Below are 24,628 nucleotides of genomic sequence, written 5' to 3' on the forward strand. Positions count from 1 at the left end.
GCGCTTCGCCCCCCGGACCCCCAGAGGGTATTTGGACCAAGATGAAAGCCCTGCGGCTTCACCTTGGTTCAAATACCCCGCGCGGTCTGCGTTCGGCGCGGGGTTGACTAATCCGGGCGGGCGCTGTGTATCGGCGCGATGGAATTTCTGCCTCTGGAAGGGGAACGATCATGCACGCCTATCGCAGCCATACCTGTGCCGGCCTGAACAAGGCCGATGTCGGCCAGACGGTGCGTCTGTCGGGCTGGGTGCATCGGGTGCGCGACCACGGGGGCGTGCTGTTCATCGACCTGCGCGACCATTACGGCATCACGCAGGTGCTGGCCGACAGCGACAGCCCGGCCTTTGCCGCGCTGGAGAAGGTGCGGTCGGAATGGGTGATCCGCATCGACGGCCGGGTGAAGGCGCGCGATGCGGCGCTGGTGAACCCGAAGATTCCGACCGGCGAGATCGAGGTCTATGTGACCGAGGTCGAGGTGCTGGGGCCGGCGGAAGACCTGCCGCTGCCGGTGTTCGGCGAGGCCGACTATCCGGAAGAAACCCGGCTGACCTATCGCTTCCTCGACCTGCGCCGCGACACGATGCACCAGAACATGATGCTGCGGTCGAACGTGGTGCGCTGGCTGCGGATGAAGATGTGGGACCAGGGTTTCACCGAATTCCAGACGCCGATCATCACCGCCTCCAGCCCCGAAGGCGCGCGCGACTTCCTGGTGCCCAGCCGCCTGCACCCCGGCAAGTTCTATGCCCTGCCGCAGGCGCCGCAGCAGTTCAAGCAGTTGATCCAGGTGGCGGGGTTTGACCGCTATTTCCAGATCGCGCCCTGCTTCCGCGACGAAGACCCGCGGGCCGACCGCAGCCCGACCGATTTCTACCAGCTTGACATCGAGATGAGCTTTGTCACCCAGGATGACGTGTTCGCCGCGGTGCAGCCGGTGTTGCAGGGGCTGTTCGAGGAATTCGGCAAGGGCCGCAAGGTGTATGCCGACTGGCCGCGCATCGCCTATCGCGACGCGCTGAAATGGTATGGCAGCGACAAGCCCGACCTGCGCAACCCGATCAGGATGCAGGACGTGAGCGAGCATTTCCGCGGCTCGGGCTTCGCGATCTTCGCCAACCTGTTGCAGAACGAGGGCACCGAGGTGCGGGCCATTCCCGCGCCCACCGGCGGCAGCCGCAAGTTCGCCGACCGGATGAACGCCTTTGCCCAGAAAGAGGGCCTGCCGGGGATGGGCTATATCTTCTGGCGCAAAAAAGGTTCTGCCTACCGCTCATTTGAGGACATGCTCAATACCCCTATCGGAGAGATTGAGAACCCTGATGATGGCAGCAAGCGTGAGGCGGAAGCGCTTGAAGAGCTTAAGCGTGCCCATTCGCAAAACGACCATGCCCGGGCCAAGTTCTTGTTCAATGCTTATTTCGGAGAACACGAAGCCGCAGGCCCCATCGCGAAGGCAATTGGACCGGAGCGCACTGAGGCGCTTCGGATAGAGCTGGGCCTGGGCGAAGGCGATGCCGTGTTCTTCCTGGGCGGCAAGCCCGAGGTGTTCGAGGCGGTGGCGGGCCGGGCGCGCAACGAGATTGGCCGCGAGCTGGGGCTGACCGAGACGGACAGCTTCCGCTTTGCCTGGATCGTTGATTTCCCGATGTACGAGAAGACGGACGACGGGAAGATCGACTTCAGCCACAACCCGTTCTCGATGCCGCAGGGCGGGCTTGAGGCGCTGTCGGGCGATCCGCTGGGCGTTTACGCCTATCAGTATGACCTGGCCTGCAACGGCTATGAGGTGATTTCGGGCGGTATCCGCAACCACAAGCCGGAAATCATGTACAAGGCGTTCGAGCTGGCGGGCTATCCGAACAGCGAGGTGGACAAGCGCTTCGGCGGCATGGTCAAGGCGTTCAAATACGGCGCCCCGCCCCACGGCGGCTGTGCGGCGGGCATCGACCGGCTGGTGATGCTGCTGGCGGATACGACCAACATCCGCGAGGTCATCATGTTCCCGATGAACCAGCGGGCCGAAGACCTGCTGATGAACGCCCCGAGCGAGCCGACGAACGAGCAGTTGCGCGACCTGCGGCTGCGCGTCATTCCCAAGGAGGCCTGAGGGCCGGAGGCAGGACCACCATGACCCCGCCGCTGTACGACGCTTCGGTTCCGGTGTTCCTGCATTACCTTGACCGGCTGGAAGGGCTGGTGCGCCAGACCGCCGGGCGCGAGCAGGTGTTGCAGGCGCGGCTGGTGCCCGACATGCTGAGCGCGGCGCAGCAGGTGGCCACGGCCGCAGGCTTTTCGCTGCGGGTGGCCTTTCCGCTGGCCGGGCGCGCGGTGCCGACGCTGGCCGATCAGGGGATGGACCGTATCGGCCTGGGCCGCCTTGTGGTGGCGGCGCGGCAGGAACTGGTGGCGCTGCCCGCCGCTGATTTCGCCGGGGCCGAGGGGCGGGTGATCCGGCATCGGGCGGGTTTTGCCGAGCTTGACCAGTCGGGCGCCGATTTCCTGCATCTGTTCGGGATGCCGAATTTCCTGTTCCACACCACCATGGCCTTTGCCGTGCTGCGCCAGCAGGGCCTGCCCATCGGCAAGGCCGATTTCGACGGCCAGCACGATTATCCGCAGGGCTTCCGGTTCTGAGCGGCCCGCTTGCCCCGTTGTGTGCCCCGTTGCGTGTGCGTCGGCGGCCCGCCATAACTTGCAAAACTGCGAGTGTGCCATGACCGACGATCAGAAATACGGCGCCCCTGTTCCGGGCTGGACCCCGCCGCCGCGCCCGCCGACCGAGGCGATGCAGGGCGCCCATGTCCGGCTTGAGCCGCTGGAGGCCGATGCCCATGCGGCCGACCTGTTCCGCGCCTATTCGGGCCATGATGCGCTGTGGGATTACATGCCCTACGGGCCGTTCCATTCGGCCGCCGCCTATCACCGCTGGGCCAAGGAACAGGAATCGCTGGCCGATCCGCGGTTTTTCGTGCTGCGCAGCCGGGCGACGGGGCATTGCGGCGGGATTGCCAGCTTTCTGCGGATCACGCCCGAGGCCGGGTCGATCGAGGTGGGGCATATCTGCATTGCCCCCGAGATGCAGCGCGGCGCGGCTGCGACCGAGGCGATGTGGCTGATGATGGACTGGGCGTTTCGCGCCGGCTATCGCCGCTATGAATGGAAGTGCAACGCGCTGAACATGGGGTCGCGCCGGGCGGCGCAGCGGCTGGGCTTCAGCTTCGAAGGCGTGTTCCGGCACCATGCGGTGATCAAGGGCCGCAACCGGGATACGGCGTGGTTTTCCATCATCGACAGCGAATGGCCGGCGCTGGCCGAGGCTTACCGCGCCTGGCTGGCGCCGGCGAATTTCGATGCAGGCGGACGGCAGATCGAACGGCTGTATGACCTGACGCGGCTGGTGCGCCCGGGCAGCGACCCGGCGCTGGCGGAATAGGCGCCCGGGCGGTCCGGTTCAGAGCCGGGCGCGGAGCGAATCGAAGGCGGGGCGGCGGGCGATGCGGGCGCGCAGGGCGCCGGTCAGGCGCGGCAGGTCTGCCCCCGGATCGCGCAGCGCGGCGGAAACGGCGGCAAGGCCCGCATCCTGCGACTGGCGGGCAAGACCGGACAGGAACCCCGCCAGATAGGCGCGGTCATCCGGGCCGGGGCCGGCATCCAGCGCGGAGGCGGCCTGGATCAGATCATCGGTCAGCGCCAGCGGATCGGCGGTGACGCCGTCCTGCGGGGCCGTGGCGCGGGGCTGCGACCGGGGCAGATGGGCCAGCAGGGTTTCCTGAAACAGTGCCAGCGAGGCGACGGGTTTTTCCAGAAACCCCGCCGCCCCTGCGGACAGCGCCGCCGCGCGACCGGCGGGATCGCCGCTGGTGCCCAGCACCACCATGCCGCGCGTCTGGGCCAGCCGCTGGATCAGCCCTTCGCCCCGGCCATCGGGCAGGCCGAGATCGACGATCACCACATCGGGCCGGTAGCAGCGCAGATGCGCCCCGGCCCGGGCAAGACTGTCGGCCCGGCGCAGGCGGGCGCCAAGGCGCTGGCACATCAGGCGCAGGGCATCGCAGGCATAGCGGCTGTCTTCGACGGCCAGCACCGTCAGCCCTTGCAGGGGCAACAGGGGGCGCGGCGCGGCAAGGGCGAAACCGGAGGCGTCGGAGGGCGGGGTGGGGTGGGGCATGGCCGTGCTCCTCTGCTTGCGGGGCGGGGATGGGGCAGCCTAGGGCCGGCAGGGTGAACAGGGGGTTAACGCAAAGGCGGGGTAGGGGGCGTCGGGGCGCGGGGGGCAGGCGCAACCCCCTTGCCGCAAGCCTCTTGCCGCAGCCGCGCGCGCGCCGCATAACCCGACCGCAAAGACCCCGCGCAAGGAGTGCCCGATGATCGGCCGTCTGAACCATGTCGCCATTGCCGTTCCCGACCTGACCGCCGCCGCCGCGCAATACCGCGACACGCTGGGCGCCAAGGTGAACCCGCCGCAGGACGAGCCGGATCATGGCGTGACGGTGGTCTTCATCGAACTGCCGAACACCAAGATCGAACTGCTGTATCCGCTGGGCGAGAATTCCCCCATCGCGGGGTTTCTGGAAAAGAATCCGGCGGGTGGCATCCACCACATCTGCTATGAGGTGGACGACATCCTGGCCGCGCGCGACCGGCTGAAGGCGGCGGGCGCGCGGGTGCTGGGATCGGGTGAGCCGAAGATCGGGGCGCATGGCAAGCCGGTGCTGTTCCTGCATCCCAAGGATTTCAACGGCTGTCTGGTGGAGCTTGAACAGGTATGAACCTTACCGGCGGCATTGTCCTTTACGCGGTCATCTGGTTCCTGACCTTCTACATCGTGCTGCAACTGCGCACGCGCACGCAGGACGATGAAGGGTCGATCGTGCCGGGCACGCCGGCGGGCGCCCCCGCGCGCGAGGATGTGGGGCGCAGCGCGAAGATCGCCACGCTTTGGGCGACGGCGATCTGGGCGGTGCTGGCCGGGATCATCCTGTCGGGCTGGATCTCGCTGCGCGACATCGCGCCTTACTGAGGCGCCCGCGCCGCGATGCGGTGGAAGAGGTGCGTGAAGGTGGCGGTGCCCAGCACGGGCACGATCAGGTTCAGCAGCGGCACCGACAGCGGAATCGCCATCAGCGTGCCGGCGATCCAGATGCGCGGGCCGTTGGCGCGGCGCAGGCTGCGGGCGGCGTCGGGCGGCAGGCGGCGCAGGGCGACCATCATGAAATATTCCCTGCCCAGCAGGAGCCCGTTCACCCCCCAGAACACCAGCGGCGAGAAGGGGCCGGCCACCGGATAAAGGAACAGGGCGACGACGTTCACCGCCAGGATCAGCCCGATCAGGTTGGCCGAGGCCTTGATCGATTCGGCCAAGGACAGCGGCTGTGCCGGGGGCAGGTGGGGGTAATGCCGGTCTTCGACCGCATCGACCACGTCTTCCAGGAAGAGCCCGGCAAAGGCCGCCGCCGCCGGGATCATCAGAAAGATCGACAGCACCAGCATGAAGGCCAGCGAGGCCCAGCCCAGCAGGCTGTGCAGCCCTTCCACCGTGCCGATCACCGGCAGGGTGATGGATTCCGGTGTCAGCCAGGCGATGCCCAGCAGGAACACCGCATAGACCGCGACCAGCAGCGCGAAGGCCAGCGCGATGCCGACCAGCACCACCCGGCGGAAGCGGCGGTCGCCCAACTGGCCCAGCGCGGCAAGGAAGGATGAGAAGATCACTCCAGCCCCCAGTGCAGGACGCGGGTCAGGTCGGGGCGGGGGCGGTCGGGCATCTCGGTCGCGGGCGCGGTGCCGATATGGACGATGCCGGCCACGGTTTCACCGGGGGCACAGCCAAAGGCGCGGGCGGCGAACACCGGGTCATGCGCGGGCCAGCCCGACAGCCAGCAGGCATCCCAGCCGGCGGCGGTGGCGGCGTGCAGCAGGTTCATGCACAGCGCTCCGGCGGACAGAAGCTGCTCGACCGCGGGCACCTTTTCGGCGGGTTTCGGCGAGGAGATCACCGCAACGGCCAGGTGGCCCGCATCATACTGGCCGCGCCCCTTGGCGATCTTTTCGGCGTCGCCCCCCAGGTCGCACGCCCGCGCTTCGGCCAGATCGGCCAGCCGGGCCATGTCGGCCTTGGTCAGCACCACCAGCCGCCAGGGTTCCAGCTTGCCGTGATCGGGCACCCGCAGGGCCAGCGTCACGATCCGTTCGACCGTGGCGCGGTCGGGCGTGCCGCCGGTGAACAGCTTGGCCGGATAGGACCGCCGGGCGGCCAGATGGTCAAGGACGGCGGGGTTCGGGCGGGTCATGCGGGCGTCTCCTTCGGTTCCCCGTGAACCTAAGCACCTGTGACGCGGCTTTCCAGCGGCCATCGCAGCTTGCCCCTGCCGGGACTGCGCGCTATCGGAAGGCCGCGTCATGCCGCCGGAGGCCCGATCATGCCGATGCTGTTGTCCACCACCGATGCCGGGTTCGAGGCGGCCTTTGCCGCGATGCTGGGCCAGAAGCGGGAAGAGGCCGAAGATGTGGATGCCGCGGTGGCGGCGATCATCGCCGATGTGCGGGCGCGCGGCGATGCGGCGCTGATCGAACTGACCGGGCGCTTTGACCGGCTGGCGCTGACGCCCGAAACGCTGGCCTTCAGCAAGGCCGAGATCGCGGCGGAAATCGCCAGGGTTTCGCCCGAGGACCGCGCCGCGCTGGAACTGGCGGCAGAGCGCATCCGCGCCTATCACGAACGGCAGAAGCCCGAGGATGCCGGCTGGACCGATGCCGCCGGCGCCTGGCTGGGCTGGCGCTGGACGGCGGTTTCGGCGGCGGGGCTGTATGTGCCGGGGGGGCTGGCCTCCTATCCGTCCTCGGTGCTGATGAATGCCATTCCGGCCAAGGTGGCCGGGGTTGAGCGGCTGGTCGTGGCCTGCCCGACGCCGGGCGGCGTGGTGAACCCGCTGGTGCTGCTGGCGGCGCAGATCGCCGGGGTGGATACGGTTTACCGGGTGGGCGGCGCGCAGGCGGTGGCGGCGCTGGCCTATGGCACGGCAACGATCGCGGCGGTGGACAAGATCACCGGGCCGGGCAACGCCTATGTGGCGGCGGCCAAGCGGCGGGTGTTCGGGCGGGTGGGCATCGACATGATCGCGGGGCCGTCGGAAATTCTGGTCATCGCGGAAGGCGCGGCCAACCCTGACTGGATTGCGCTGGACATGCTGAGCCAGGCCGAACACGACGCCAGCGCCCAGGCGATCCTGATCACGCCGGATGCCGGGCTGGCGCGGCGCGTGCAGGCGGCGCTGGAGGCGCGGCTTCCGGGGCTGGAGCGGGCGGCCATCGCGGGCGCAAGCTGGCGGGACAATGGCGCGGTGATCGTGACCCGCGATCTGGACGAGGCGGCGGCGCTGTCGAACCGCATCGCGCCGGAACACCTGGAGCTGTGCGTGGACGACCCCGAGGCGCTGGCCGCGAAATGCCGCCATGCCGGGGCCATCTTCCTGGGCGCATGGACGCCCGAGGCGATTGGCGATTATGTCGGCGGGCCGAACCATGTGCTGCCGACGGCGCGGTCGGCGCGGTTTTCCAGCGGGCTGAACGTGCTGGACTTCATGAAGAAAACCACGCTGGCGCGGATGACGCCCGAGGCGCTGCGCGCCATTGGCCCGGCCGCCGAACGGCTGGCCATCAGCGAAAGCCTGCAGGCGCACGGGCTGAGCGTGCGCGCCCGGCTGGACCGGCTGAACGGCTGACCGCCGGCCCCGCCCGCGCTTCGGTCTTGCTGGGCGGGCAGGCGTCGGGATAGATCGCGTAACGAGTTCTGGAAAGTGTCCGATGACCAATCGCCTGTGCCATATCGAGATTGATGAAAAGGGGCTGGCGCGACCCACGCCCGAGATCGAGCAGGAGCGCAAGGTCGCCATCTTCGATCTGCTGGAGGACAACCGCTTTGGCCTGCCGGCGCGCGAGGATCGGGCGGTGCCCGAAGGCCCCTACCGGCTGCATCTGGCGATCCGCGAGGGGCGGCTGGTCTTCGACATCGCGCAGGAAGCCGGCGACAAGGTGGGAGAGTTCCACCTGAGCCTTGGCCCGTTCCGGCAGGTGGTGAAAGATTACTTCCAGATCTGCGAAAGCTATTTCGAGGCGGTGAAACGCCTGCCGCCCAGCCAGATCGAGGCGATCGACATGGCGCGGCGCGGCATCCACAACGAAGGCGCGCGGGTGTTGCAGGAACGGCTGGAGGGCAAGGCCGAGGTCGATACCGACACGGCCCGCCGGCTGTTCACGCTGATCTGCGTGTTGCACTGGGGGTAACCGGCTTGGGTCCGCTTCCGCAGTCGGTGCTGTTCTGTTGCGACCACAATGCCGTTCGCTCGCCCATGGCCGAGGCGATGATGAAACAGTTCTACGGCCGCCGCGCCTATGTGCAATCGGCCGGGGTGAAGAACGACATGGAGGTGGACGGCTTTTCGGTGGCCGTCTGCCGCGAGGTGGGGCTGGAGATCGAACGCCACCGCAGCCGCAGCTTCGAGGAAATGCAGGAATGGGGCGATGATCTGGGCCAGTTCGACCTGATCGTCGCGCTGTCGCCGGCCAGCCAGCGGATGGCGCTGGAGCTGACGCGGTTCCACCATCTGGATGTGGAATACTGGCCGATCCTGGACCCGACCGGCCTTGGCGAAACGCGCGAGGCGAAGCTGGCGGCCTATCGCCAGGCGCGCGAACAGATCCGGGCGCGGATGGTGGCCCGGTTCGGCCCGCCCGACCCCGCACCTTCCGAGGGCTGACCGCGGATCTGCCTCCGGCGGGGGTATTTGGGCCAAGAGGAAGCCTGTGCGGTTCCACTTGGACAAAATACCCCGGGGGAGGCTTCGCGTCAGCGAAGGCGGGGGCAGCGCCCCCTTGCGCCGCGCGCGGTCAGGCGGCCTGCGGCGCCAGGATGGCGCCGATGTTGTCCTCGATCCAGGCGACCAGCGGAATCAGCCGGGCGGCGGCTTCGTGGCCCAGCGGCGTGAGCGCGTAATCGACATGCGGCGGCACCACGTCCTGCGCGGTGCGCCGGACGAAGCCATCGGATTCCAGATCCTTCAGCGTCTGGCTGAGCATGCGGTCGCTGACCCCGCCCACGGCGCGGCGCAGTTCGGCAAAGCGGTGCGGGCGGGTGGCCAGCGCGACCATGGCCAGCACGCCCCAGCGGCTGGTCAGGTGTTGCAGCACCGGCCGCGACGGGCAGTCGGCGGCCAGGACATTGCCGCGCTGCCAGCGGGTGTGAAGCGACTGTGCAAGGGGATCGGGGGTCATGTGCGGGCCTGCGGTATACTAACGAAAATGTGCGTACTTCCTTTTCGTAAGTATTCGGGTATCTGTGGGGCGTCAAGATTGAACCACAGGAGACCACCATGACCACCATCGCCGTGACCGGAGCCACCGGCCAACTGGGCCGCCTTGCCATTGCCGCGCTGAAGGCGCGCGGCGCCACCGATGTGATCGCGCTGGCGCGCGACCCGAAGAAGGCCGCCGATCTGGGCGTGCCCGCCCGCGCCTTCGATTACACCAAGGTCAACCCGCTGGCGCTGCAGGGCGTTGACGTGCTGGTGCTGATCTCGTCCAACGACTTTGACGACCGCGCCGGCCAGCACAAGGCGGTGATCGCGGCGGCCAGGGCGGCGGGCGTGGGGCGCATCGTCTATACCTCGCTGCTGAAGGGCGCGCAGTCGCCGATGATCCTGGCGCAGGACCATATCGCGACCGAGATCGAACTGCGCGCGGCGGGCGTTCCGGCAACGATTCTGCGCAACGGCTGGTACACCGAGAACTTCACCGGCGCGCTGGGCGCCGCGGTTGCGCATGGCGCCATCATCGGCGCGGCGGGCGAGGGCAAGGTGTCCTCGGCGGCACGCAAGGATTATGCCGAGGCGATTGCCGTGGTGGCGCTGGATGCGTCCCATGCGGGCAAGACCTATGAACTGGCGGGCGACACCGCCCACAGCGGCGCCGATCTGGCGGCCGTGGTGTCGGCGGCGGCGGGCAAGCCGGTGGCCTATGTCTCGATGCCGCAGGCCGACTATGCCAAGGCGCTGGAAGGGTTCGGCCTGCCGGCGGGCTTTGCCGCCGTTCTGGCCGACAGCGATGCGCAGGCCGCCAAGGGCGCGCTTTATGACGACAGCCGCACCCTGAGCCGGCTGATCGGCCGCCCGACCACGCCGGTGACCGAAACGGTGAAGGCCGCGCTGGGCTGACCTTGCGTCGCTTTCGGGCTGCAACCTGTCCCCCGTCGGCTTGGCGGGGGGCAGGGCCGCGCGCTATGCAGGGGGAACAACCGAAGGAGAGCCCCGATGAGCCGCGACGCAACCCTCGCCCTGATCGCCCGCTACTACGCCGCCTTCAACGCCGGCGATGCCGCCGGGATGCTGGACTGCGTGGCCGAGGATGTGGAGCATCGGGTGAACGAAGGCGCGCATCGCATCGGCCGGGCGAAGTTCGCCGAATTCTGCGGGCATATGGGCGTCAGCTATCGCGAGACGCTGAAGGACATGGTGATCTTCGCCAATGACACCGGCGACCGCGCGGCGGCGGAATTCGTGGTGCATGGCGAATATCTGAAGACCGATCCGGGCCTGCCCGAAGCAAAGGGCCAGCGCTATGTGCTGCCCGCCGGCGGGTTCTTCGAGGTGAAGAACGGCAAGATTGCCCGCGTCACCACCTTCTACAACCTGAACGACTGGATCGCGCAGGTTTCCCGGTGAGCGAACCCGTCACCGTCCGCGCCCTGACCGGGCCCGAACTGGAGGCCGCGCTGGACGATGTGGCGCGGCTGCGGATCACCGTCTTCCGCGACTGGCCCTATCTCTACGACGGCTCGCTTGAGTATGAGCGGCAGTATCTGCAGACCTACCGCGACAGCCCCGGCGCGCTGCTGGTGGCGGCCTTCGCCGGGGGGCGGCTGGTCGGCGCCTCGACCTCGACGCCGATGGAGGACCATGCCGAGGCCTTTGCCGAACCGCTGCGGCAGATCGGCCTGCCGGTCGAGAGCATCCTTTACGGCGCGGAATCGGTGCTGCTGCCGGCCTATCGCGGGCAGGGGCTGGGGCACCGCTTCCTGGACCTGCGCGAAGATCACGCCCGTGCGCTGGGCCGTCGCCATGTGGCCTTCTGTTCGGTGCTGCGGCCCGACGATCACCCGATGCGCCCGGCGCAATACCGCACCAACGATGCCTTCTGGACCGGGCGCGGCTACCGGCCCCTGCCGGGCGTGATGGCCGAATTCGGCTGGAAGGATGTGGGCGACGCGGCGGAAACGAAGAAACCGCTTCAGTTCTGGATCCGCGCGATCTGAGGCGCTTGCGCCCCTGGCTGCGGCCGGAGCCTCCGGCGGGGATATTTGTCTTCTGAAAGAAGCGATCTGCCCCTCTTTCAGAATGGAAATATCCCGGGGGTGAGGCCGCAGGCCGAGGGGGCAGCGCCCCCTGCGCCGCCCGACATCGCAGAATCCGCTTGAACGCCGGGATTTTCAGGCGCATATGCCGCGCCACGAAGGCCTGCGGTTTCCGCGGGCGAACACCCTTTTGGAGTGACCATGGCCAAGGAAGACATTCTCGAATTCCCCGGCGTCGTTAAGGAACTCCTGCCCAACGCGACGTTCAAGGTCGAACTCGACAATGGCCATGAACTGATCGCGACGATGGCAGGCAAGATGCGCAAGAACCGCATCCGCGTTCTGGCGGGCGACAAGGTGCAGGTGGAAATGACCCCCTACGACCTGTCGAAAGGCCGCATCAACTATCGCTTCAAGTAAGCGCCTTGCGGCTGATCCTGGGGTCCGCATCGCCGCGCCGGAAGGAAATTCTGGCGCAGATGGGGCTTGTGCCCGACCTGATCCTTCCCCCCGACATCGACGAAGATCCCCGCAAGGGCGAGCTGCCGCATCCCTATGCGGCGCGGCTGGCGCGGGAAAAGGCGCTGGCGGTGCCCGCGGGACCCGAGGATGTGGTGCTGTGCGCCGATACCACCGTGGCGCTGGGGCGGCGCATCCTGGGCAAGCCGGCCGATGCGGGCGAGGCGGCGGCCTTCCTGACGCTGCTGGCCGGGCGCCGGCATGAGGTGATCACCGCCGTGGCCGTGCGCCGGGGCGACCGGATCTGGGCGCGCGAAAGCGTGTCCGCCGTCAAGGTGAAGCGGCTGTCGGATGCGGAGCTGAACGGCTATCTGGCCAGCGGCGAATGGCAGGGCAAGGCCGGGGGCTATGGCATCCAGGGGCTGGCGGGGGCCTTCATCCCGTGGATTTCCGGCAGTTTCACCGGCATCATGGGCCTGCCCGTGGCCGAAACGGCGGCGCTGCTGACGGCGGCGGGCTGGCCGGTCTGGAGGCAGGCATGAAGGGACGTGTGGTTCTGCTGGACCGCATCGGCGACCGCGCGGCGGCGGCGATGATGGTGGACGGCGTGCTGGAAGAGCTTGTGATCGACCCCGACACCGATGCCCCGCTGCCCGGCGCGATCTATCGCGCGGTGGCGGACCGGCCGATGAAGGGGCAGGGCGGCATCTTCGTCAAGCTGCCCGGCGGCAGCGGCTTTCTGCGGCAGGTCAGCGGCATTGCGCCCGGCCAGCGGCTGCTGGTGCAGGTCACCGGCCCGACCGAGGAAGGCAAGGCTACGCCGGTGACCGCGCGGCTGCTGTTCAAGTCGCGCTTCGCCATCATCACGCCCGAGGCGCCGGGGCTGAACATCAGCCGCCGCATCCGGGATGAGGAGGCGCGCGCCGATCTGGCGGCGCTGGCGACCGAGGGCATGGCGGGCGCCGACCCGCGGCTGGGGCTGATCCTGCGGTCGGCCTGCGCGGAAGCCGAGCCCGAGACGGTGGCCGAGGACATTGCCGCGATGCGCGGTCTGGCCGAGGCGATGCTGGCCGATCTGGACGGCGGGCCGGAGCTTTTGCTGGATGCGCCCGGCGCGCATGACCTGGCCTGGCGCGACTGGCTGGACCCGGCCCCCGACGAGGTGGTGAGCGAAGACGGCTGCTTTGCCGACCATGGGGTGCATGAGGCGATCGACGCGCTGCTGGCCGCTGAAGTGGCGCTGCCGGGCGGCGGGCATATGGTGATCGAGCCGACGCGCGCGCTGGTGGCGGTGGATGTGAACACCGGCCCCGACACCTCGCCCGCGGCGGCGCTGAAGGCCAATGTGGCGGCGGCGCGCGACCTGCCGCGCCAGTTGCGCCTGCGCGGCCTGGGCGGGCAGGTGGTGATCGACTTCGCCCCGGTGCCCAAGCGTGACCGCACGATTCTGGACCAGGTGATCAAGGCCGCCTTCAAGGCCGAGGGCGAGGCCAATCTGGCCGGCTGGACCAGCCTTGGCCTGTATGAGATGACACGCCGCCGCGACCGACTGGCCCTGCGGGGGCTGCTGGCATGACCTGCCCCACCTGCGGCAAGCCCGCCGATGCGCATTATCGCCCGTTCTGTTCGCGCCGCTGCGCCGATGTGGATCTGGCGCGCTGGCTGAACGAAAGCTACCGCATCCCCGATGCGGCGGCGGGCGAGGACGAGCCGCCGGAAGACCCGGTTCCGCCGACCCGTCAATAAGGGCGTTTTCCCTCTGGACAGCCCCCCGCAGCTTGAGTATCACCCGCCCACCAAACGGTGCCCAGATAGCTCAGTTGGTAGAGCAGCGGATTGAAAATCCGCGTGTCGCTGGTTCGATTCCGGCTCTGGGCACCACTTGAATCCCTGACATTGTCGATGACCTTGCTGAACGCCGCGCGTCGGGCGATGCGTTGCCGGTTTGGGGCCGCCGGGCGCGGGGCGCGGGGTGTTTTCATTCTGCTCAGCCTGTGGTCTTCGCTGCGGGCCGCTGCCGCGTTCCGGGGCGGTGGCGACAAAAAACAATCAGAAGTTGTATTTTGCGTGCAGCTTGAGAGGGAATCGCGTATACCATAATGAGATATGCGTGATTGCAGTCTGTACATGTACCAGGAGGTGACAAGATGGCCGATCTGTTCGATGTTACACGGCTTTTCGAGCCGCCAGCCGTGGGAACGACCTATACCCCGGCAGGGTCGGGGGGGAGCGCGTCCTTTGGCTACATGCAGGACGGCATCTCGGCCAATCTGCAGGACCCGACGCAGATGCAGGCCGGCGATACCGTGACCTGGGGCGGCGTGACCTATGATGTCACATCGCTGCAATCTGCCACGGTGACGGTGACACAGGCGAACGGCGGGGTCACCATCTCGAACCTGCAAAGCTATGTTGTCGGGCTGACCGATCCGACTGACCCGGCCAATACCATGTGGCTGTGGCTGCCGGTCGACAATACGCTGCTGCTGAATGTCGACATCGGTATTCCGCAACTGCTGACGCAAGGTGTGGTGCGGGATCTGAACATTCAGGCGCTGACGCCGATCACCAGCATTCCCTACAGCGACATCGACCAGAACGAGGATGTGCTGACGCTGTGCTTCACGGCGGGCACCCGGATCATGACCGGGCAGGGCGAGGTGATGATCGACCATCTGAAGGTGGGCGATCTGGTGACCACCTGCGACGCGGGGCTGCAGCCGGTGCGCTGGATCGGGCGGCGGCATCTGGATGCCGCGACGCTGGCCAGGCATCCGCAGTTGCGGCCTGTCCGTATCCGGGCCGGGGCGCTGGGGGCGGGTATCCCGACGACGGATTTGGTGGTTTCCCCGCAGCATCGCGTGCTGGTGCGGTCGAAGATCGCGCAGCGCATGTTCGGTGTGCAGGAGGTGCTGGTCGCGGCCAAGCAACTGCTGGCGCTGGACGGCATCGAGATGGCCGAGGATATGGCCGAGGTGACCTATGTCCACATGCTGTTCGATGCGCATCAGGTGGTGATCGCCAATGGCACCGAGGCCGAGAGCCTGTACACCGGGCGCGAGGCGCTGCGGTCGGTTGGTGCGGTGGCGCTGGAAGAAATCTTCGCGATCTTTCCGCAACTGCGCCATCGCCACATGGATGAGGCCCCTGACGGGGCACGCCGGCTGCTGACCGGCCGGCAGGGCCGCAGTCTGGCACATCGGCATCTGCTGAACCGGAAGCCGGTGGTGATGGCGGCCGGTGTCGTGGCGGCGGCCCGGGCGGCAGAGCACGTCGGCGGCTGACGGCGGGCCGGGGTTTCCCCCGGGGGATCAGGGGCGGACGGTGCGGCGTATCCATTCCGTCTGCGCAGCAGGCGGGGGCGATGGTCCGCGTGCTGCGGTTCAGAAGCCGCGCGCGCCTGCGGGGTTCACGTTTGGCCATGGCGGTGGAAACGCTGGCGCGCGGCATCTGCAAGGTGTCCGCGGCCCTGGTGAAGCGGCGGGTTTCTAGGACGCGGTTTGCTGTTCGCCATGTAATATCAGGATTTTCAGGTCTATAGCGCGGTTTCAGAACACAAGCTGCGGCGCCGGACACCGCAGCGCGTGTGCGATGCCGCGCAGAATTGTGGTGCGCGTGCGTGGGGCATGGAACGGCAGGCGCGCCAGAGGAGACATTTTCATGCAGCCGATCGAGACCGAACGCCTGATCCTGCGGAATTTTCGCGAAGACGATGCCGAGGGGCTGTTCGCCTATCTGCGCGCGCCGGTTTCCGGCTGCTTTCTGGATCTGAAACTTGCGGATCTGGCGGCGGCCCGTACGGATGCGCGGGCGCGCAGCGGCGACGACCAGCAGATTGCTGTCGCGCTGAAGGGCACGGATCAGCTTGTCGGCGATCTTTTCGCGCATCGCGAGGCGGAGGAGCTGGACACCGTTTCGGTTGGCTGGAACTTCAACCCGGCCTTTGCGGGCCGGGGCTATGCCTTCGAAGCGGCGCGGGCGCTGTTCGACCAGCTTTTCGGCCTTGCCGGCGCACGGCGTCTTTATGCCTATGTCGAGGATCACAACACCCGTTCGCGGCGCCTGTGCGAAAGGCTGGGGATGCGGCAGGAGGGGACGTTCGTCGAATACATCACCTTCCGCAATGACGCGGCGGGCAACCCGATTTACGAAAACACAATGCAATATGCCATTCTGCGCCGCGAATGGGCGGCCAGATGACCGCCCCCGGCCCGGGCCGGATCATTCGTAGACACGTTCCGCCCCGATCCACTTCTCGAAAGAGACGGTGTTGGTGTTGCCGGCAATGTATTCCCGACTGCTCCAAGCATCGGACAAGGCGGCCAGCGGGGGAATTGGGTCATCACCCGACCGGGTGAGGGAAGGGCCCGGTCGGGGTGAAGCGTGCGGGATCAGTCCCGGCTGGCGGCGACGTTGGCCGGGCTTGTCACAAACGCGCCGCGCGGGGCCAGAAGAAGGGCCATGGTGGCGGCGTAGACGATCAGGAACAGGACAAGGGCAAGGCCGGTGCCACGGGTGGACGCAGGTTTGTGCGTGAGAGTGTCGGTCATGTCGGTTTCTCCCTTGGGGCAGCGCTTCGGGTGAGTGGGCCGATGCAGGGAGAATAGCACCGGATCGGGGCGAGAACCTCCTGACTTTTGCGGGCTGGGCGGAAAACTGTTCCGATACCCTGCCGCTGTCGGCGGGATTCTGCCCTACGATCCGGCGTTTCTGCGGCCGCGAAGGGACGTTTTTCGCAGATTCGCCTTTTGCGTGATTCCCGTGACGCAGGGCGCGCGGCGGCGGGCGGTGCCGCCGCAAAGCGAAGGGGCCGGGCCGATGTGACGGCCCAGCCCCCCGAAGATCAGCCGGACAAGGCCGGATCAGTAGCAGACGTACCAGTATTCGCAGTAGCCATACCAATCGCACCAGTATTCCCAGTAGCAGGCGCCACGGGTCTTGGTTTCGGCCTCATCCCGAAGGGATTCGGCCTTGGCGATGACAAGCTGATCATCGCCGGCCAGGGCGACGGCCTCGTCCAGCACCTTGCCAAGATCCATCGGCTGGCCGCCGGCTTCGATGGTGGTGCCCTGGGCCACGGCCACCATCATCTGCACGCCGGCGATCATGGCCAGCGCGTCCTTCTTGGACCGGCCGTAGTTGATCATCGCATTGGCGGTTTGCAGCGTGGATTGCGCTTCGGCCTGGGCGGCGGGGTTCGCAGCGGGCTTGGCGGCCTCTTGTGCCAGCACGGGCGAGGCCAGAACGGCGGCCGACAGGGTAAGGGCAGTCAGAAAACGCTTCATGTCATTCTCCCTAAGATAACTCTGCAGGAACCCGTGGTGGATTGGCGGAAACTGCCAAGGGTTGGGTGCCGGAAAAATCTGCCTGACTTGGCGGATTCCGGCAAATGAATTTGATTGTCATCAATTCCGGGGTCAGGTTTTCCCCATGCCGGAAGGACAAAGGGGAAACGCGGTGCGTTTCCCCTTTGCATTTTCACTGGCAGGCGGCGGCCCTTAGCTGCGCACGCCCGAAAAGCGGGTCTGCCAGTCGGCGCGTTCGTCGTCGGTGATCTTGCGGAACAGGTTTTCCGGCACGCTGAACGGCTGGCCGGGGGTCAGGCTCCGCATGGCAGCGGGCAGGTCATCGGGCCAGGTCCAGTCAGAACTGCCCATGGCCTGCATCATCGTTTCGGCCGCATCGGGGATGAAGGGGCGCGACAGGATCGCGTAGACGCGGATCAGGTTCAGCGCCAGCCGGATGATGGCCTGGGCGCGGTCGGGGTCGGTCTTGACGGCGGTCCAGGGGGCGGCGGATTGCAGGTATTCGTTGCCTGCGACCCAGATCGCCCGCAGCTCGGCGGCGGCCTTGCGGACCTCGATCGCGTTCATGCAGGCTTCATAGTCGCGGATGCGGGCGCCCAGATCGGCGATCAGCGCATGTTCCTGCGGGCCATAGTCGCCGCCTGCGGGCACGGTATCGCCAAACTTGCTTTGGGCGAACTTGGTGACGCGGCTGACGAAATTGCCCAGCACATCGGCCAGATCCTTGTTCACGCTGGCCTGGAAGTTTTCCCAGGTGAATTCACTGTCGCTGGATTCGGGGGCGTGGCTCAGCAGCCACCAGCGCCAGTAATCGGCGGGCAGGATCGACAGCGCCTGATCCATGAACACGCCGCGGCCCTGGCTGGTGGAGAACTGGCCGCCGTCATAGTTCAGGTAGTTGAAGGATTTCAGGTAATCGACCATCTTCCACGGCTCTTCCGAGCCAAGGATGGTGGCCGGGAAGGACAGGGTGTGGAAGGGCACGTTGTCCTTGCCCATGAACTGATAATAGGTCACGTCCGCCGCGCCCTTGTCGGTGCGCCACCAGCGTTCCCAATCGGCATCGTGCCTGCCGTTGGCATCGGCCCATTCGGCGGTGCAGGCGATGTATTCGATGGGGGCATCGAACCAGACGTAGAACACCTTGCCCTCCATGCCGGGCCAGGGCTGGTCACCCCGGCGCACCGGGATGCCCCAGTGCAGGTCGCGGGTGATGCCGCGGTCTTGCAGGCCGTCGCCATCGTTCAGCCATTTCTTGGCGATCGAGGTGGTCAGGACCGGCCAGTCGGTCTTCGAGTCGATCCAGGCTTCCAGCTTGTCTTTCAGCGCGCGCTGCTTGAGATACAGGTGCTTGGTCTCGCGCACCTCAAGGTTGGTGCTGCCGGAAATCGAGGAGCGCGGGTTGATCAGGTCGGTCGGGTCAAGCTGCTTGGTGCAGTTTTCGCACTGGTCGCCGCGCGCCGCCTCATAGCCGCAGTTCGGGCAGGTGCCGGTGATGTAGCGGTCCGGCAGGAAGCGGTTGTCGTCGATGGAGAAGACCTGCTTTTCGCTGACTTCGGCAATATGACCGTTGTCGGCCAGCCGGCCTGCGAAATGCTGGGTCAGCCGGTGGTTGCGCTGGCTGGACGAGCGGCCGAAATGATCGAACGACAGGCGGAAGCCGCGGGCCAGATCGGCCTGAACCTTGTGCATCTCGGCGCAGTATTCCTGCACCGGCTTGCCGGCCTTGGCGGCGGCCAGTTCGGCGGGGGTGCCGTGTTCGTCGGTGGCGCAGAGGAACATCACCTCATGGCCGCGGCCACGCATGTAGCGGGCGAACAGGTCGGCGGGCAACTGACTGCCGACAAGATTGCCGAGGTGCTTGATCCCGTTGATATAGGGGATGGCGGAGGTGATGAGGATGCGTGCCATCTGGGGTGCCTTGTGTCGCGGATGCCGGGTTGTTTAGCGCGCGCGCAGGCCAAGGGCCAGAGGCAGGGCAGGGCGGGTGCCCCCGCGACGGGCATTTCCCGGCAAGTTTACCGCACAATCCGGGGCCCGTTGACGGCGGCGGATGGACAGCGCCGCTTTGGGCACTAGCCTTGCGGGAAAGGGAGTGCGCGATGAAGATGATTCCGCTGGGCCAGTCGGGCCTGACCGTTTCGGAGCTGTGCCTGGGCACCATGACCTGGGGCAGCCAGAACACCGAGGCCGAGGGCCATGCCCAGGCCGATCTGGCGCTGGAGCGGGGGGTGACCTTCTGGGACACCGCCGAGATGTATCCGGTGAACCCGGTCCGGGCCGAGACGGTGGGCCGCACCGAAGAGATCATCGGCACCTGGCTGGCCGCGCGGGGCGGCCGGTCGCGGCTGGTGATCGCGACCAAGGTCACCGGCAAGGGGCAGGTGGTGCGGCCGGGCGAGCCGATCACCGGGCGCAGCCTGCGCCGCGCGCTGGAAGGGTCGCTGACGCGGCTGAAGACGGATTACGTTGACCTTTACCAACTGCACTGGCCGAACCGGGGCAGCTATCACTTCCGCCAGGCGTGGAATTACGCCCCGCAGGGCGTGGACCGTGCGGCCGAGACGGCGCAGATGGTAGACGTGCTGACCACGGCGCAGACCTTGGTGGCCGAGGGCAAGATCCGGGCCATCGGCCTGTCGAACGAAAGCGTCTGGGGCGCGGCGCGCTGGCTGCATCTGGCCGAGACGCTGGGCCTGCCGCGCATGGTCAGCGTGCAGAACGAATACAGCCTGCTGTGCCGGCAGTTCGATACCGACTGGGCCGAGCTGAGCCTGATCGAGGACATGCCGCTGCTGGCCTTTTCGCCGCTGGCGACGGGCTTGCTGAGCGGGAAATACGCCGGCGACGTGACGCCCGAGGGCACGCGGCGGGCGCTGAACCCCGATCTGAGCGGGCGGATCACGCCGCGGGTCTTCCCGGCGGTGGCGGCCTATCTGGGGATTGCGGCGCGGCACGGGCTGGACCCTTGCCAGATGGCGATTGCCTTCTGCCGGTCGCGGCCCTTTACCACCATCCCGATCATCGGGGCCACGACGCTGGGGCAGCTTGAAACCAACATCGGCGCGGCGGGGCTGGTGCTGTCGCCCGAGGTGCTGGCCGAGATCGCGGCGGCGCATCGCGAAAACCCGCGGCCCTACTGAGGCGCCCTACCAAGGCGCTTGCGGCGCGGGCCGCTTTCGGGGCACATCTGGGAAAAAGAGCAGGAACGGCAGGAAGCCGATGACAGGACGTTTTCCCAAGGCAGCCCTTGCCTTGCTGCTGGCGCTGATGCTGGGGGCCTGCGTGCCCTGGCTGGGGTCAGGCAAGCGGGCAACCCCCGAACCCGCGGTCGCCGCGAACCCGGTGACCGGCGGGGAAATCGAGGTTTCGGCGCTGGACGCGCCCGCCGCTGCGCCCGCTGCTGCGGCTGCGGCAGGGGCGGTGGCCCCGGTGCCGGCGGCCCCGCCTGCGGCAGCGAAACCGGCGGCGGCGCCTGCAAGCCCGCCTGCCGCCCCCGCGCCGGCCCCTGCGGACACCGCCAAGCCGGCGGAGGCAGCACCGCCTGCGCCCGAAGCGGCCCCGGTGGTGCCCGAGGCGGAAAAGACCGCTGCGCAGATTGCCTGCGAAAAGAAGAAGGGGATCTGGGCCAAGGCCGGCGCCGGGAATGTGCGCGCCTGCGTGACCTATACCGGCGAAGGGGCTAAGTCCTGCACTTCGGGCACGCAATGCAAGGGCGATTGCCTGGCCCGGTCGGGCACCTGCGCGCCGTTCCAGCCGCTGTTCGGCTGCAATGACATTCTGGATGACTCTGGCCGGAGGATGACGCTCTGTCTCGATTGACCCTGGTGACGGTGCTGGCGCTGGCCGCCTGCGTTTCTTCGGCGCCGCAGCGCGGGACGGCGTTTCGTCCGGCCTCGGCCGGGATCTGGTCGGCAGCGGCCTTCGTGCCGGCCCGGATCGAGGGAAGCTGGCGGCAGGTGGCGGCCTATGCGGCGGGCGACCGGCCCGGCTGCGCCCCCGGCGGGGCCGAGATCACCCGTGGCGCGGGCGGGTTGCAGATTTCTGCCCGGCTGTGCCTGAACGGGCGCGAGGTGCGCGCCAGCGGGCCGCTGGGACAGGCGGGGCCGGGGCGGCTGGCGGTGCCGGGCATGGCCGACTGGTGGGTGATCTGGGTCGACAGCGGCTATCGCACGCTGGCGGTGGCCACGCCCGACGGCAGCTTCGGCTTCGTGCTGGACCGGGGCGCCATTCCGCCCGACCGGCTGACCGCCGCCGCCGAGATCTTCGAATTCAACGGCTATGCCAAGGCCGGGCTGCGGCCGTTCTGACGCCGGTCCCGCCGCGGGCCGGGCTTGCTTCACAAGGTCGCAGCCGGGGATTCGGGGCCATCTCGTGCTTGTGGAACGGGATCGGCTTGTGTTGTCCTGAAACCGACAAGTTCGCGGTTCTGGAAGCATATCTTTCGGGGCGGTGATGCGCGTAAGAGGTGTTGTCGCGAAACGCGAGACGGACACGGAGGCGTCACGAAATGCGCAACGAAACTGTTGAGGTCGAATGGCCGACCCTGCTGCTGCTGGCGGGCACCTATGTGGCCTGGGGCCTTGCGACATCGGTTCTGTGGGCAGCCCTGCCGCCTTTGGGGCTGTTGCTGGCCGCGGTGGCCATCGCGCAGCATTCCTCGCTTCAGCATGAGGCGCTGCACGGCCACCCGACGAAGAACGCCACGCTGAACCATCTGCTGGTGTTCCCGGCCATCGGGTTGTTCTACCCCTACCTGCGGTTCCGGGACACGCATCTTCAGCACCATTACGACCCGGCGCTGACCGACCCCTATGACGACCCGGAGTCGAACTTCCTTGACCCCGAGGTGTGGAACAAGCTGACCCCGCGCTATCAGGCGCTTCTGCGGTTCAACAACACGCTGGCGGGGCGGATGCTGGTGGGGCCGGCGATCGGGCTGGTGTCGTTCATTCGCGGCGACATCGCGCAGATCAAGGCGGGGAATGAACGGATCGCGCTGTCCTGGGCGCTGCACGGCATTGGCGTGATGCTGGCGCTGTGGTGGATTCTGGGTGTCGGCTCGATGCCGGTCTGGGCCTGGGTGCTGTCGGCCTATCTGGGGGCGTCGCTCTTGAAGATCCGCACCTATCTGGAACACCGCGCGCATGAGAAGTTCCGCGCCCGGACTGTTGTGATCGAGGACAAGGGGCCGCTGGCCTATCTGTTCCTGAACAACAACTATCACGTTGTTCACCACATGCACCCCAATGTGCCGTGGTACAAGCTGCCCGAGATGTATGCCGCCAAGCGCGAGCATTACCAGCGCCGCAACGACGGCTATGTGTTCAAGAGCTATTCCGAGGTGTTCTCGAAATACTTCCTCAAGGCCAAGGATCCGGTGCCGCATCCGGTCTGGCCGGTGAACAAGTCGGGCGCCGAGCCGGATGACCTGCCCGAGGAAACCGTGGTGGTGTCGGTTGGCCCGGCTGCGCCGGAAGCGGCGGCCCCCGTTGCAGACATTGCCGCAGAAGCCACGCCGAAGGCAGATGCGCCCGAGGCTGTGGTGCTGGAGGGCGAGGTTCTGGATGCGGTGGTGGTCGAGGCGCTGGAAGAGGCAGAGCCTCCCGCCAAGGGCCGCAAGGGGCGCAAGAGCCCGAGCTGAGGCCCGGCCCCCCGCGCGAACGATCCGGCACCCGCCCCGCAGAAGGGCGGGTGCTGTCGTTTCCGGCGGTCAGATCAGGCGGCGGAAGGTGGGGATGGTGCCGGAATTGTCGAAGAACGGCACGCCGGGCTGATCGCCGCCGTTCATCAGGTTCGTCACCTCGGCCAGCACGACTTCGGTGATGAAGGGCAGGTCAAGCGACCGCGCTTCGGCCAGCCCGATCCAGTGCAGATGCGACAGCTCATCCGAGGCGGCAGAGAAATCGTCCGGGTCGCCGGCCAGCCCGGCGGCATCGGCCAGGAAGAAGCAGGCGTCGAAGCGGCGGCTGCGGCCGGGGGGCGTGATCGCGCGGAACACGAAGCGCAGGGCGGCGGCGCCGGGGCGGAAGGTCAGGCCGGTTTCCTCGGCCAGTTCGCGGCAGGCGGCCCCGACCAGCGCCGGGGCGGGCACCGGGGCGCTGGCAAGCCGTGCCGCGCAGGCGGCGGCCAGCGGCAGCGGGCCGGTCCAGCCATCGCCGGAATCGACCGCGCCGCCGGGGAAGACGTATTTCGACGGCATGAAGGCGGCCCCGGCGCCCCGCTGGCCCATCAGCACCTGCGGGCCGGTGGCCGTGGGGCGCGTCAGGATCACGGTGGCGGCGGGGCGAATCGCCTCAGCCGTCATTCTGGCCGAATCCGTGCATCCGCTTGGCCCATTGCAGCCCCACCATCGCGCCCTTGATGCGCGGCAGCAGGAACAGCGACAGCGCCACGCAGCCGATGGAGAAAACGGTGGCCGAAATCAGCGGATCGGGCCGGTAGCGGGTGAAGACGAACAGCATCAGCGGGGCCATCAGATGGCCGACGATCAGGATCGTCAGATAGGCCGGGCCATCATCCGCGCGCTGGTGGTGCAGGTCTTCGCCGCAGACGGCGCAGGTGTCGCGCACCTTGAGATAGCCGTTCATCATGGGGCCTGCACCGCAGTTCGGGCAGCGGCAGCGCCAGCCCCGCTGCATCGCGGGCCAGAGCGGACGTTCCCCGTCTTCAAGCGTGGCGGCCGCGCGCGTTTCGTTCAGTTGGGCAATGTTGAGCATGGTCTGCTCCGCAAGGGAAAGGGCACTGCAGGACGGTATACCGTTGGATGCAGAATAGATACGGGGCAAATGCGCGCACAGGGCGCGTTGTGACGCTGTGGCGGCATGACGCAGGTTTCTGCGACGGAATCCGCTTTGGCAAGCGTTTGTTGGTCATGAAGGGACGCAGCCGCCTGCTGTGCCTGCCCATGAAACGAAGGATGACCACGATGATCACCCGCACCCTGACCCTTGCCCTGGCCACCACGGCGCTGCTGGCCATGACCGCCGCCGCCCAGGAAACCCCCGCGCCGGACGCCAAGCCCGCGGCGGCCCCCGACGCGAAGGCGCCGGTCATGTTCGAGAATTTCGATGCGATGGACACCGACAAGGACGGCAAGGTGACCCAGGCCGAGATCGACGCCTGGCGCGCGGCCCGCTTTGCCGAGGCCGATGCCGACAAGGACGGCTTCCTGAGCAAGGAAGAACTGGTGGCCATGCGGCTGAAGGAAATCGAGGCGCGCATGATGAAGGGCGCCGAGCGGATGGTTGGCAAGCTGGATGCCGACAAGGACGGCAAGCTGTCGCCCGCCGAGCTGCCGGCGAGCCGGATGGATGGCCGGGTGTTCGATCTGGCCGATGCCGACAATGACGGGTCGGTGACCAAGGAAGAACTGGCCGACGCCATGAAATGGCTGGACGACAAGAAGGGCCACAAGGGCAAGAAGGGCGGCAAGGGCCATGGCGGCCATGGCGAGGATGTCTGGGGCTGGGGCTGGAACTGAGCGCAACCTTTGCGCAGGCCCCCCGGCCTGCGCTA

Annotated in this window: 31 protein-coding genes, 1 tRNA gene and 1 pseudogene; 23 read left to right on the forward strand and 10 right to left on the reverse strand. The window is 67.6% G+C overall.

Annotated elements, in window-relative coordinates; genetic code table 11:
* Nucleotides 1-170 precede the first annotated feature (170 nt).
* The 3 genes from aspS to C5F44_RS13190 all read left to right on the forward strand — a co-directional run bounded on the left by aspS (nt 171) and on the right by C5F44_RS13190 (nt 3,434).
* Nucleotides 171-2,108 carry an aspartate--tRNA ligase gene (gene aspS, locus C5F44_RS13180; RefSeq protein WP_107674007.1) on the forward strand — a complete coding sequence of 646 codons (1,938 nt, stop codon included), beginning with the start codon at nt 171-173 and terminating at the stop codon, nt 2,106-2,108.
* Nucleotides 2,109-2,128: 20 nt separating this feature from the next.
* On the forward strand, nt 2,129-2,635 hold the full coding sequence (locus C5F44_RS13185; RefSeq protein ID WP_107674008.1) for a DUF1993 family protein: 507 nt from the start codon (nt 2,129-2,131) through the stop codon (nt 2,633-2,635).
* 79 nt (nt 2,636-2,714) lie between these two features.
* On the forward strand, nt 2,715-3,434 hold the full coding sequence (locus C5F44_RS13190; protein ID WP_107674009.1) for a GNAT family N-acetyltransferase: 720 nt from the start codon (nt 2,715-2,717) through the stop codon (nt 3,432-3,434).
* Nucleotides 3,435-3,452: 18 nt separating this feature from the next.
* Here C5F44_RS13190 and C5F44_RS13195 read toward each other — a convergent pair whose 3' ends face one another.
* Nucleotides 3,453-4,169 carry a response regulator gene (locus C5F44_RS13195; protein ID WP_107674010.1) on the reverse strand — a complete coding sequence of 239 codons (717 nt, stop codon included), beginning with the start codon at nt 4,167-4,169 and terminating at the stop codon, nt 3,453-3,455.
* 196 nt (nt 4,170-4,365) lie between these two features.
* Here C5F44_RS13195 and mce point away from each other — a divergent pair, with 196 nt between their 5' ends.
* Both mce and C5F44_RS13205 read left to right on the forward strand, forming a co-directional pair.
* Nucleotides 4,366-4,770: a methylmalonyl-CoA epimerase gene (mce, locus tag C5F44_RS13200; RefSeq protein ID WP_107674011.1), complete on the forward strand. Its 405-nt coding sequence runs from the start codon at nt 4,366-4,368 to the stop codon at nt 4,768-4,770.
* Nucleotides 4,767-5,021, forward strand: coding sequence for a DUF1467 family protein (locus C5F44_RS13205; RefSeq protein ID WP_107674012.1), 255 nt, complete (start codon nt 4,767-4,769; stop codon nt 5,019-5,021). Before mce ends, C5F44_RS13205 begins: the two co-directional genes overlap by 4 nt.
* Here C5F44_RS13205 and C5F44_RS13210 read toward each other — a convergent pair.
* Nucleotides 5,015-5,710 (reverse strand): EI24 domain-containing protein, encoded by a 696-nt coding sequence (locus C5F44_RS13210; RefSeq protein ID WP_107674094.1) that lies wholly within the window; start codon nt 5,708-5,710, stop codon nt 5,015-5,017. The genes C5F44_RS13205 and C5F44_RS13210 overlap by 7 nt on opposite strands.
* Nucleotides 5,710-6,291 (reverse strand): nitroreductase family protein, encoded by a 582-nt coding sequence (locus C5F44_RS13215; RefSeq protein WP_107674013.1) that lies wholly within the window; start codon nt 6,289-6,291, stop codon nt 5,710-5,712. The genes C5F44_RS13210 and C5F44_RS13215 overlap by 1 nt, the downstream gene beginning before the upstream one ends.
* Nucleotides 6,292-6,420: 129 nt before the next feature.
* Between C5F44_RS13215 and hisD the strand changes: the two genes are divergently transcribed.
* The 3 genes from hisD (at nt 6,421) to C5F44_RS13230 (ending at nt 8,757) form a co-directional block, all read left to right on the forward strand.
* Nucleotides 6,421-7,722: a histidinol dehydrogenase gene (gene hisD / locus C5F44_RS13220; RefSeq protein ID WP_107674014.1), complete on the forward strand. Its 1,302-nt coding sequence runs from the start codon at nt 6,421-6,423 to the stop codon at nt 7,720-7,722.
* 82 nt (nt 7,723-7,804) lie between these two features.
* Nucleotides 7,805-8,284: a UPF0262 family protein gene (locus tag C5F44_RS13225; RefSeq protein ID WP_107674015.1), complete on the forward strand. Its 480-nt coding sequence runs from the start codon at nt 7,805-7,807 to the stop codon at nt 8,282-8,284.
* Between the two features lie 65 nt (nt 8,285-8,349).
* Nucleotides 8,350-8,757 (forward strand): arsenate-mycothiol transferase ArsC, encoded by a 408-nt coding sequence (locus C5F44_RS13230; RefSeq protein ID WP_107674095.1) that lies wholly within the window; start codon nt 8,350-8,352, stop codon nt 8,755-8,757.
* A 130-nt stretch (nt 8,758-8,887) separates the two neighbouring features.
* Here the strand turns inward: C5F44_RS13230 and C5F44_RS13235 are convergent, their stop codons facing one another.
* Nucleotides 8,888-9,271 (reverse strand): winged helix-turn-helix transcriptional regulator, encoded by a 384-nt coding sequence (locus tag C5F44_RS13235; protein ID WP_107674016.1) that lies wholly within the window; start codon nt 9,269-9,271, stop codon nt 8,888-8,890.
* A 98-nt stretch (nt 9,272-9,369) separates the two neighbouring features.
* On the opposite strand from C5F44_RS13235, the gene C5F44_RS13240 reads away from it, so the two are divergent.
* The 9 genes from C5F44_RS13240 to C5F44_RS13280 all read left to right on the forward strand — a co-directional run bounded on the left by C5F44_RS13240 (nt 9,370) and on the right by C5F44_RS13280 (nt 15,088).
* Nucleotides 9,370-10,209 carry an SDR family oxidoreductase gene (locus C5F44_RS13240; RefSeq protein WP_107674017.1) on the forward strand — a complete coding sequence of 280 codons (840 nt, stop codon included), beginning with the start codon at nt 9,370-9,372 and terminating at the stop codon, nt 10,207-10,209.
* Between the two features lie 96 nt (nt 10,210-10,305).
* Nucleotides 10,306-10,716 (forward strand): ketosteroid isomerase-related protein, encoded by a 411-nt coding sequence (locus C5F44_RS13245; RefSeq protein ID WP_107674018.1) that lies wholly within the window; start codon nt 10,306-10,308, stop codon nt 10,714-10,716.
* Entirely contained in the window at nt 10,713-11,306 is a 594-nt protein-coding gene (locus tag C5F44_RS13250) for a GNAT family N-acetyltransferase (RefSeq protein WP_107674019.1), read from the forward strand. Before C5F44_RS13245 ends, C5F44_RS13250 begins: the two co-directional genes overlap by 4 nt.
* A gap of 240 nt (nt 11,307-11,546) precedes the next feature.
* Nucleotides 11,547-11,765 carry a translation initiation factor IF-1 gene (gene infA / locus C5F44_RS13255; protein WP_045389309.1) on the forward strand — a complete coding sequence of 73 codons (219 nt, stop codon included), beginning with the start codon at nt 11,547-11,549 and terminating at the stop codon, nt 11,763-11,765.
* 5 nt (nt 11,766-11,770) lie between these two features.
* Entirely contained in the window at nt 11,771-12,346 is a 576-nt protein-coding gene (locus C5F44_RS13260; RefSeq protein ID WP_107674020.1) for a Maf family protein, read from the forward strand.
* Nucleotides 12,343-13,380, forward strand: a complete 1,038-nt coding sequence (locus C5F44_RS13265) for a ribonuclease E/G (RefSeq protein WP_107674021.1) — start codon at nt 12,343-12,345, stop codon at nt 13,378-13,380. Before C5F44_RS13260 ends, C5F44_RS13265 begins: the two co-directional genes overlap by 4 nt.
* Nucleotides 13,377-13,550 (forward strand): DNA gyrase inhibitor YacG, encoded by a 174-nt coding sequence (locus C5F44_RS13270; RefSeq protein WP_107674022.1) that lies wholly within the window; start codon nt 13,377-13,379, stop codon nt 13,548-13,550. Before C5F44_RS13265 ends, C5F44_RS13270 begins: the two co-directional genes overlap by 4 nt.
* 59 nt (nt 13,551-13,609) lie before the next feature.
* Nucleotides 13,610-13,685 (forward strand) — tRNA-Phe (locus C5F44_RS13275).
* Nucleotides 13,686-13,951: 266 nt separating this feature from the next.
* Complete coding sequence (locus C5F44_RS13280) at nt 13,952-15,088, forward strand: Hint domain-containing protein (RefSeq protein ID WP_107674023.1); 1,137 nt, start codon at nt 13,952-13,954, stop codon at nt 15,086-15,088.
* Between the two features lie 88 nt (nt 15,089-15,176).
* Here C5F44_RS13280 and C5F44_RS18340 read toward each other — a convergent pair.
* Nucleotides 15,177-15,380, reverse strand: a pseudogene (locus tag C5F44_RS18340) (LysR family transcriptional regulator); the annotation flags it as partial.
* Between the two features lie 84 nt (nt 15,381-15,464).
* On the opposite strand from C5F44_RS18340, the gene C5F44_RS13285 reads away from it, so the two are divergent.
* On the forward strand, nt 15,465-16,004 hold the full coding sequence (locus C5F44_RS13285) for a GNAT family N-acetyltransferase (protein ID WP_107674024.1): 540 nt from the start codon (nt 15,465-15,467) through the stop codon (nt 16,002-16,004).
* Nucleotides 16,005-16,195: 191 nt separating this feature from the next.
* Here the strand turns inward: C5F44_RS13285 and C5F44_RS18020 are convergent, their stop codons facing one another.
* The 3 genes from C5F44_RS18020 to metG form a co-directional block, all read right to left on the reverse strand.
* Nucleotides 16,196-16,354, reverse strand: coding sequence for a hypothetical protein (locus C5F44_RS18020; protein ID WP_181318266.1), 159 nt, complete (start codon nt 16,352-16,354; stop codon nt 16,196-16,198).
* A gap of 312 nt (nt 16,355-16,666) precedes the next feature.
* The gene (locus tag C5F44_RS13290) at nt 16,667-17,089 is read right to left on the reverse strand and encodes a hypothetical protein (protein ID WP_107674025.1); all 423 of its coding nucleotides are present in this window, start codon (nt 17,087-17,089) and stop codon (nt 16,667-16,669) included.
* Nucleotides 17,090-17,302: 213 nt separating this feature from the next.
* Entirely contained in the window at nt 17,303-19,021 is a 1,719-nt protein-coding gene (gene metG / locus C5F44_RS13295) for a methionine--tRNA ligase (protein WP_107674026.1), read from the reverse strand.
* Between the two features lie 191 nt (nt 19,022-19,212).
* On the opposite strand from metG, the gene C5F44_RS13300 reads away from it, so the two are divergent.
* From C5F44_RS13300 to C5F44_RS13315, 4 genes are all read left to right on the forward strand, one after another.
* Nucleotides 19,213-20,253: an aldo/keto reductase gene (locus C5F44_RS13300; RefSeq protein WP_107674027.1), complete on the forward strand. Its 1,041-nt coding sequence runs from the start codon at nt 19,213-19,215 to the stop codon at nt 20,251-20,253.
* Between the two features lie 79 nt (nt 20,254-20,332).
* The gene (locus C5F44_RS13305; RefSeq protein WP_181318272.1) at nt 20,333-20,932 is read left to right on the forward strand and encodes a hypothetical protein; all 600 of its coding nucleotides are present in this window, start codon (nt 20,333-20,335) and stop codon (nt 20,930-20,932) included.
* 5 nt (nt 20,933-20,937) lie between these two features.
* The gene (locus C5F44_RS13310; RefSeq protein ID WP_235822631.1) at nt 20,938-21,420 is read left to right on the forward strand and encodes a lipocalin/fatty acid-binding family protein; all 483 of its coding nucleotides are present in this window, start codon (nt 20,938-20,940) and stop codon (nt 21,418-21,420) included.
* 200 nt (nt 21,421-21,620) lie between these two features.
* A complete protein-coding gene (locus C5F44_RS13315; protein WP_107674029.1) occupies nt 21,621-22,754 on the forward strand; it encodes a fatty acid desaturase in 1,134 nt (377 codons plus the stop codon).
* 69 nt (nt 22,755-22,823) lie between these two features.
* Here the strand turns inward: C5F44_RS13315 and C5F44_RS13320 are convergent, their stop codons facing one another.
* Entirely contained in the window at nt 22,824-23,417 is a 594-nt protein-coding gene (locus tag C5F44_RS13320; RefSeq protein WP_107674030.1) for an NUDIX hydrolase, read from the reverse strand.
* Nucleotides 23,407-23,829, reverse strand: coding sequence for a DUF983 domain-containing protein (locus C5F44_RS13325; RefSeq protein WP_107674031.1), 423 nt, complete (start codon nt 23,827-23,829; stop codon nt 23,407-23,409). The genes C5F44_RS13320 and C5F44_RS13325 overlap by 11 nt, the downstream gene beginning before the upstream one ends.
* 200 nt (nt 23,830-24,029) lie before the next feature.
* Between C5F44_RS13325 and C5F44_RS13330 the strand changes: the two genes are divergently transcribed.
* Entirely contained in the window at nt 24,030-24,593 is a 564-nt protein-coding gene (locus tag C5F44_RS13330; protein WP_181318267.1) for an EF-hand domain-containing protein, read from the forward strand.
* Nucleotides 24,594-24,628 lie beyond the last annotated feature (35 nt).

Origin of the sequence: Fuscovulum blasticum DSM 2131 (assembly GCF_003034965.1) — a bacterium.
In the GTDB taxonomy this organism is placed as follows: Bacteria; Pseudomonadota; Alphaproteobacteria; order Rhodobacterales; family Rhodobacteraceae; genus Pseudogemmobacter; species Pseudogemmobacter blasticus.

What these genes read in the sequence shown, in the direction of transcription:
- C5F44_RS13320 (WP_107674030.1), bottom strand. Translation starts at nt 23,417, where the DNA reads ATGACGGCTGAGGCGATTCGCCCCGCCGCCACCGTGATCCTGACGCGC.
- C5F44_RS13285 (WP_107674024.1), top strand. Translation starts at nt 15,465, where the DNA reads ATGCAGCCGATCGAGACCGAACGCCTGATCCTGCGGAATTTTCGCGAA.
- mce (WP_107674011.1), top strand. Translation starts at nt 4,366, where the DNA reads ATGATCGGCCGTCTGAACCATGTCGCCATTGCCGTTCCCGACCTGACC.
- C5F44_RS13225 (WP_107674015.1), top strand. Translation starts at nt 7,805, where the DNA reads ATGACCAATCGCCTGTGCCATATCGAGATTGATGAAAAGGGGCTGGCG.
- C5F44_RS13245 (WP_107674018.1), top strand. Translation starts at nt 10,306, where the DNA reads ATGAGCCGCGACGCAACCCTCGCCCTGATCGCCCGCTACTACGCCGCC.
- C5F44_RS13205 (WP_107674012.1), top strand. Translation starts at nt 4,767, where the DNA reads ATGAACCTTACCGGCGGCATTGTCCTTTACGCGGTCATCTGGTTCCTG.
- C5F44_RS13280 (WP_107674023.1), top strand. Translation starts at nt 13,952, where the DNA reads ATGGCCGATCTGTTCGATGTTACACGGCTTTTCGAGCCGCCAGCCGTG.
- C5F44_RS13325 (WP_107674031.1), bottom strand. Translation starts at nt 23,829, where the DNA reads ATGCTCAACATTGCCCAACTGAACGAAACGCGCGCGGCCGCCACGCTT.
- infA (WP_045389309.1), top strand. Translation starts at nt 11,547, where the DNA reads ATGGCCAAGGAAGACATTCTCGAATTCCCCGGCGTCGTTAAGGAACTC.
- hisD (WP_107674014.1), top strand. Translation starts at nt 6,421, where the DNA reads ATGCCGATGCTGTTGTCCACCACCGATGCCGGGTTCGAGGCGGCCTTT.
- C5F44_RS13290 (WP_107674025.1), bottom strand. Translation starts at nt 17,089, where the DNA reads ATGAAGCGTTTTCTGACTGCCCTTACCCTGTCGGCCGCCGTTCTGGCC.
- C5F44_RS13300 (WP_107674027.1), top strand. Translation starts at nt 19,213, where the DNA reads ATGAAGATGATTCCGCTGGGCCAGTCGGGCCTGACCGTTTCGGAGCTG.
- C5F44_RS13265 (WP_107674021.1), top strand. Translation starts at nt 12,343, where the DNA reads ATGAAGGGACGTGTGGTTCTGCTGGACCGCATCGGCGACCGCGCGGCG.
- C5F44_RS13215 (WP_107674013.1), bottom strand. Translation starts at nt 6,291, where the DNA reads ATGACCCGCCCGAACCCCGCCGTCCTTGACCATCTGGCCGCCCGGCGG.
- C5F44_RS13330 (WP_181318267.1), top strand. Translation starts at nt 24,030, where the DNA reads ATGACCACGATGATCACCCGCACCCTGACCCTTGCCCTGGCCACCACG.
- C5F44_RS13230 (WP_107674095.1), top strand. Translation starts at nt 8,350, where the DNA reads ATGGCCGAGGCGATGATGAAACAGTTCTACGGCCGCCGCGCCTATGTG.
- C5F44_RS18020 (WP_181318266.1), bottom strand. Translation starts at nt 16,354, where the DNA reads ATGACCGACACTCTCACGCACAAACCTGCGTCCACCCGTGGCACCGGC.
- C5F44_RS13240 (WP_107674017.1), top strand. Translation starts at nt 9,370, where the DNA reads ATGACCACCATCGCCGTGACCGGAGCCACCGGCCAACTGGGCCGCCTT.
- aspS (WP_107674007.1), top strand. Translation starts at nt 171, where the DNA reads ATGCACGCCTATCGCAGCCATACCTGTGCCGGCCTGAACAAGGCCGAT.
- C5F44_RS13235 (WP_107674016.1), bottom strand. Translation starts at nt 9,271, where the DNA reads ATGACCCCCGATCCCCTTGCACAGTCGCTTCACACCCGCTGGCAGCGC.
- C5F44_RS13190 (WP_107674009.1), top strand. Translation starts at nt 2,715, where the DNA reads ATGACCGACGATCAGAAATACGGCGCCCCTGTTCCGGGCTGGACCCCG.
- C5F44_RS13270 (WP_107674022.1), top strand. Translation starts at nt 13,377, where the DNA reads ATGACCTGCCCCACCTGCGGCAAGCCCGCCGATGCGCATTATCGCCCG.
- metG (WP_107674026.1), bottom strand. Translation starts at nt 19,021, where the DNA reads ATGGCACGCATCCTCATCACCTCCGCCATCCCCTATATCAACGGGATC.
- C5F44_RS13195 (WP_107674010.1), bottom strand. Translation starts at nt 4,169, where the DNA reads ATGCCCCACCCCACCCCGCCCTCCGACGCCTCCGGTTTCGCCCTTGCC.
- C5F44_RS13315 (WP_107674029.1), top strand. Translation starts at nt 21,621, where the DNA reads ATGCGCAACGAAACTGTTGAGGTCGAATGGCCGACCCTGCTGCTGCTG.
- C5F44_RS13185 (WP_107674008.1), top strand. Translation starts at nt 2,129, where the DNA reads ATGACCCCGCCGCTGTACGACGCTTCGGTTCCGGTGTTCCTGCATTAC.
- C5F44_RS13305 (WP_181318272.1), top strand. Translation starts at nt 20,333, where the DNA reads ATGACAGGACGTTTTCCCAAGGCAGCCCTTGCCTTGCTGCTGGCGCTG.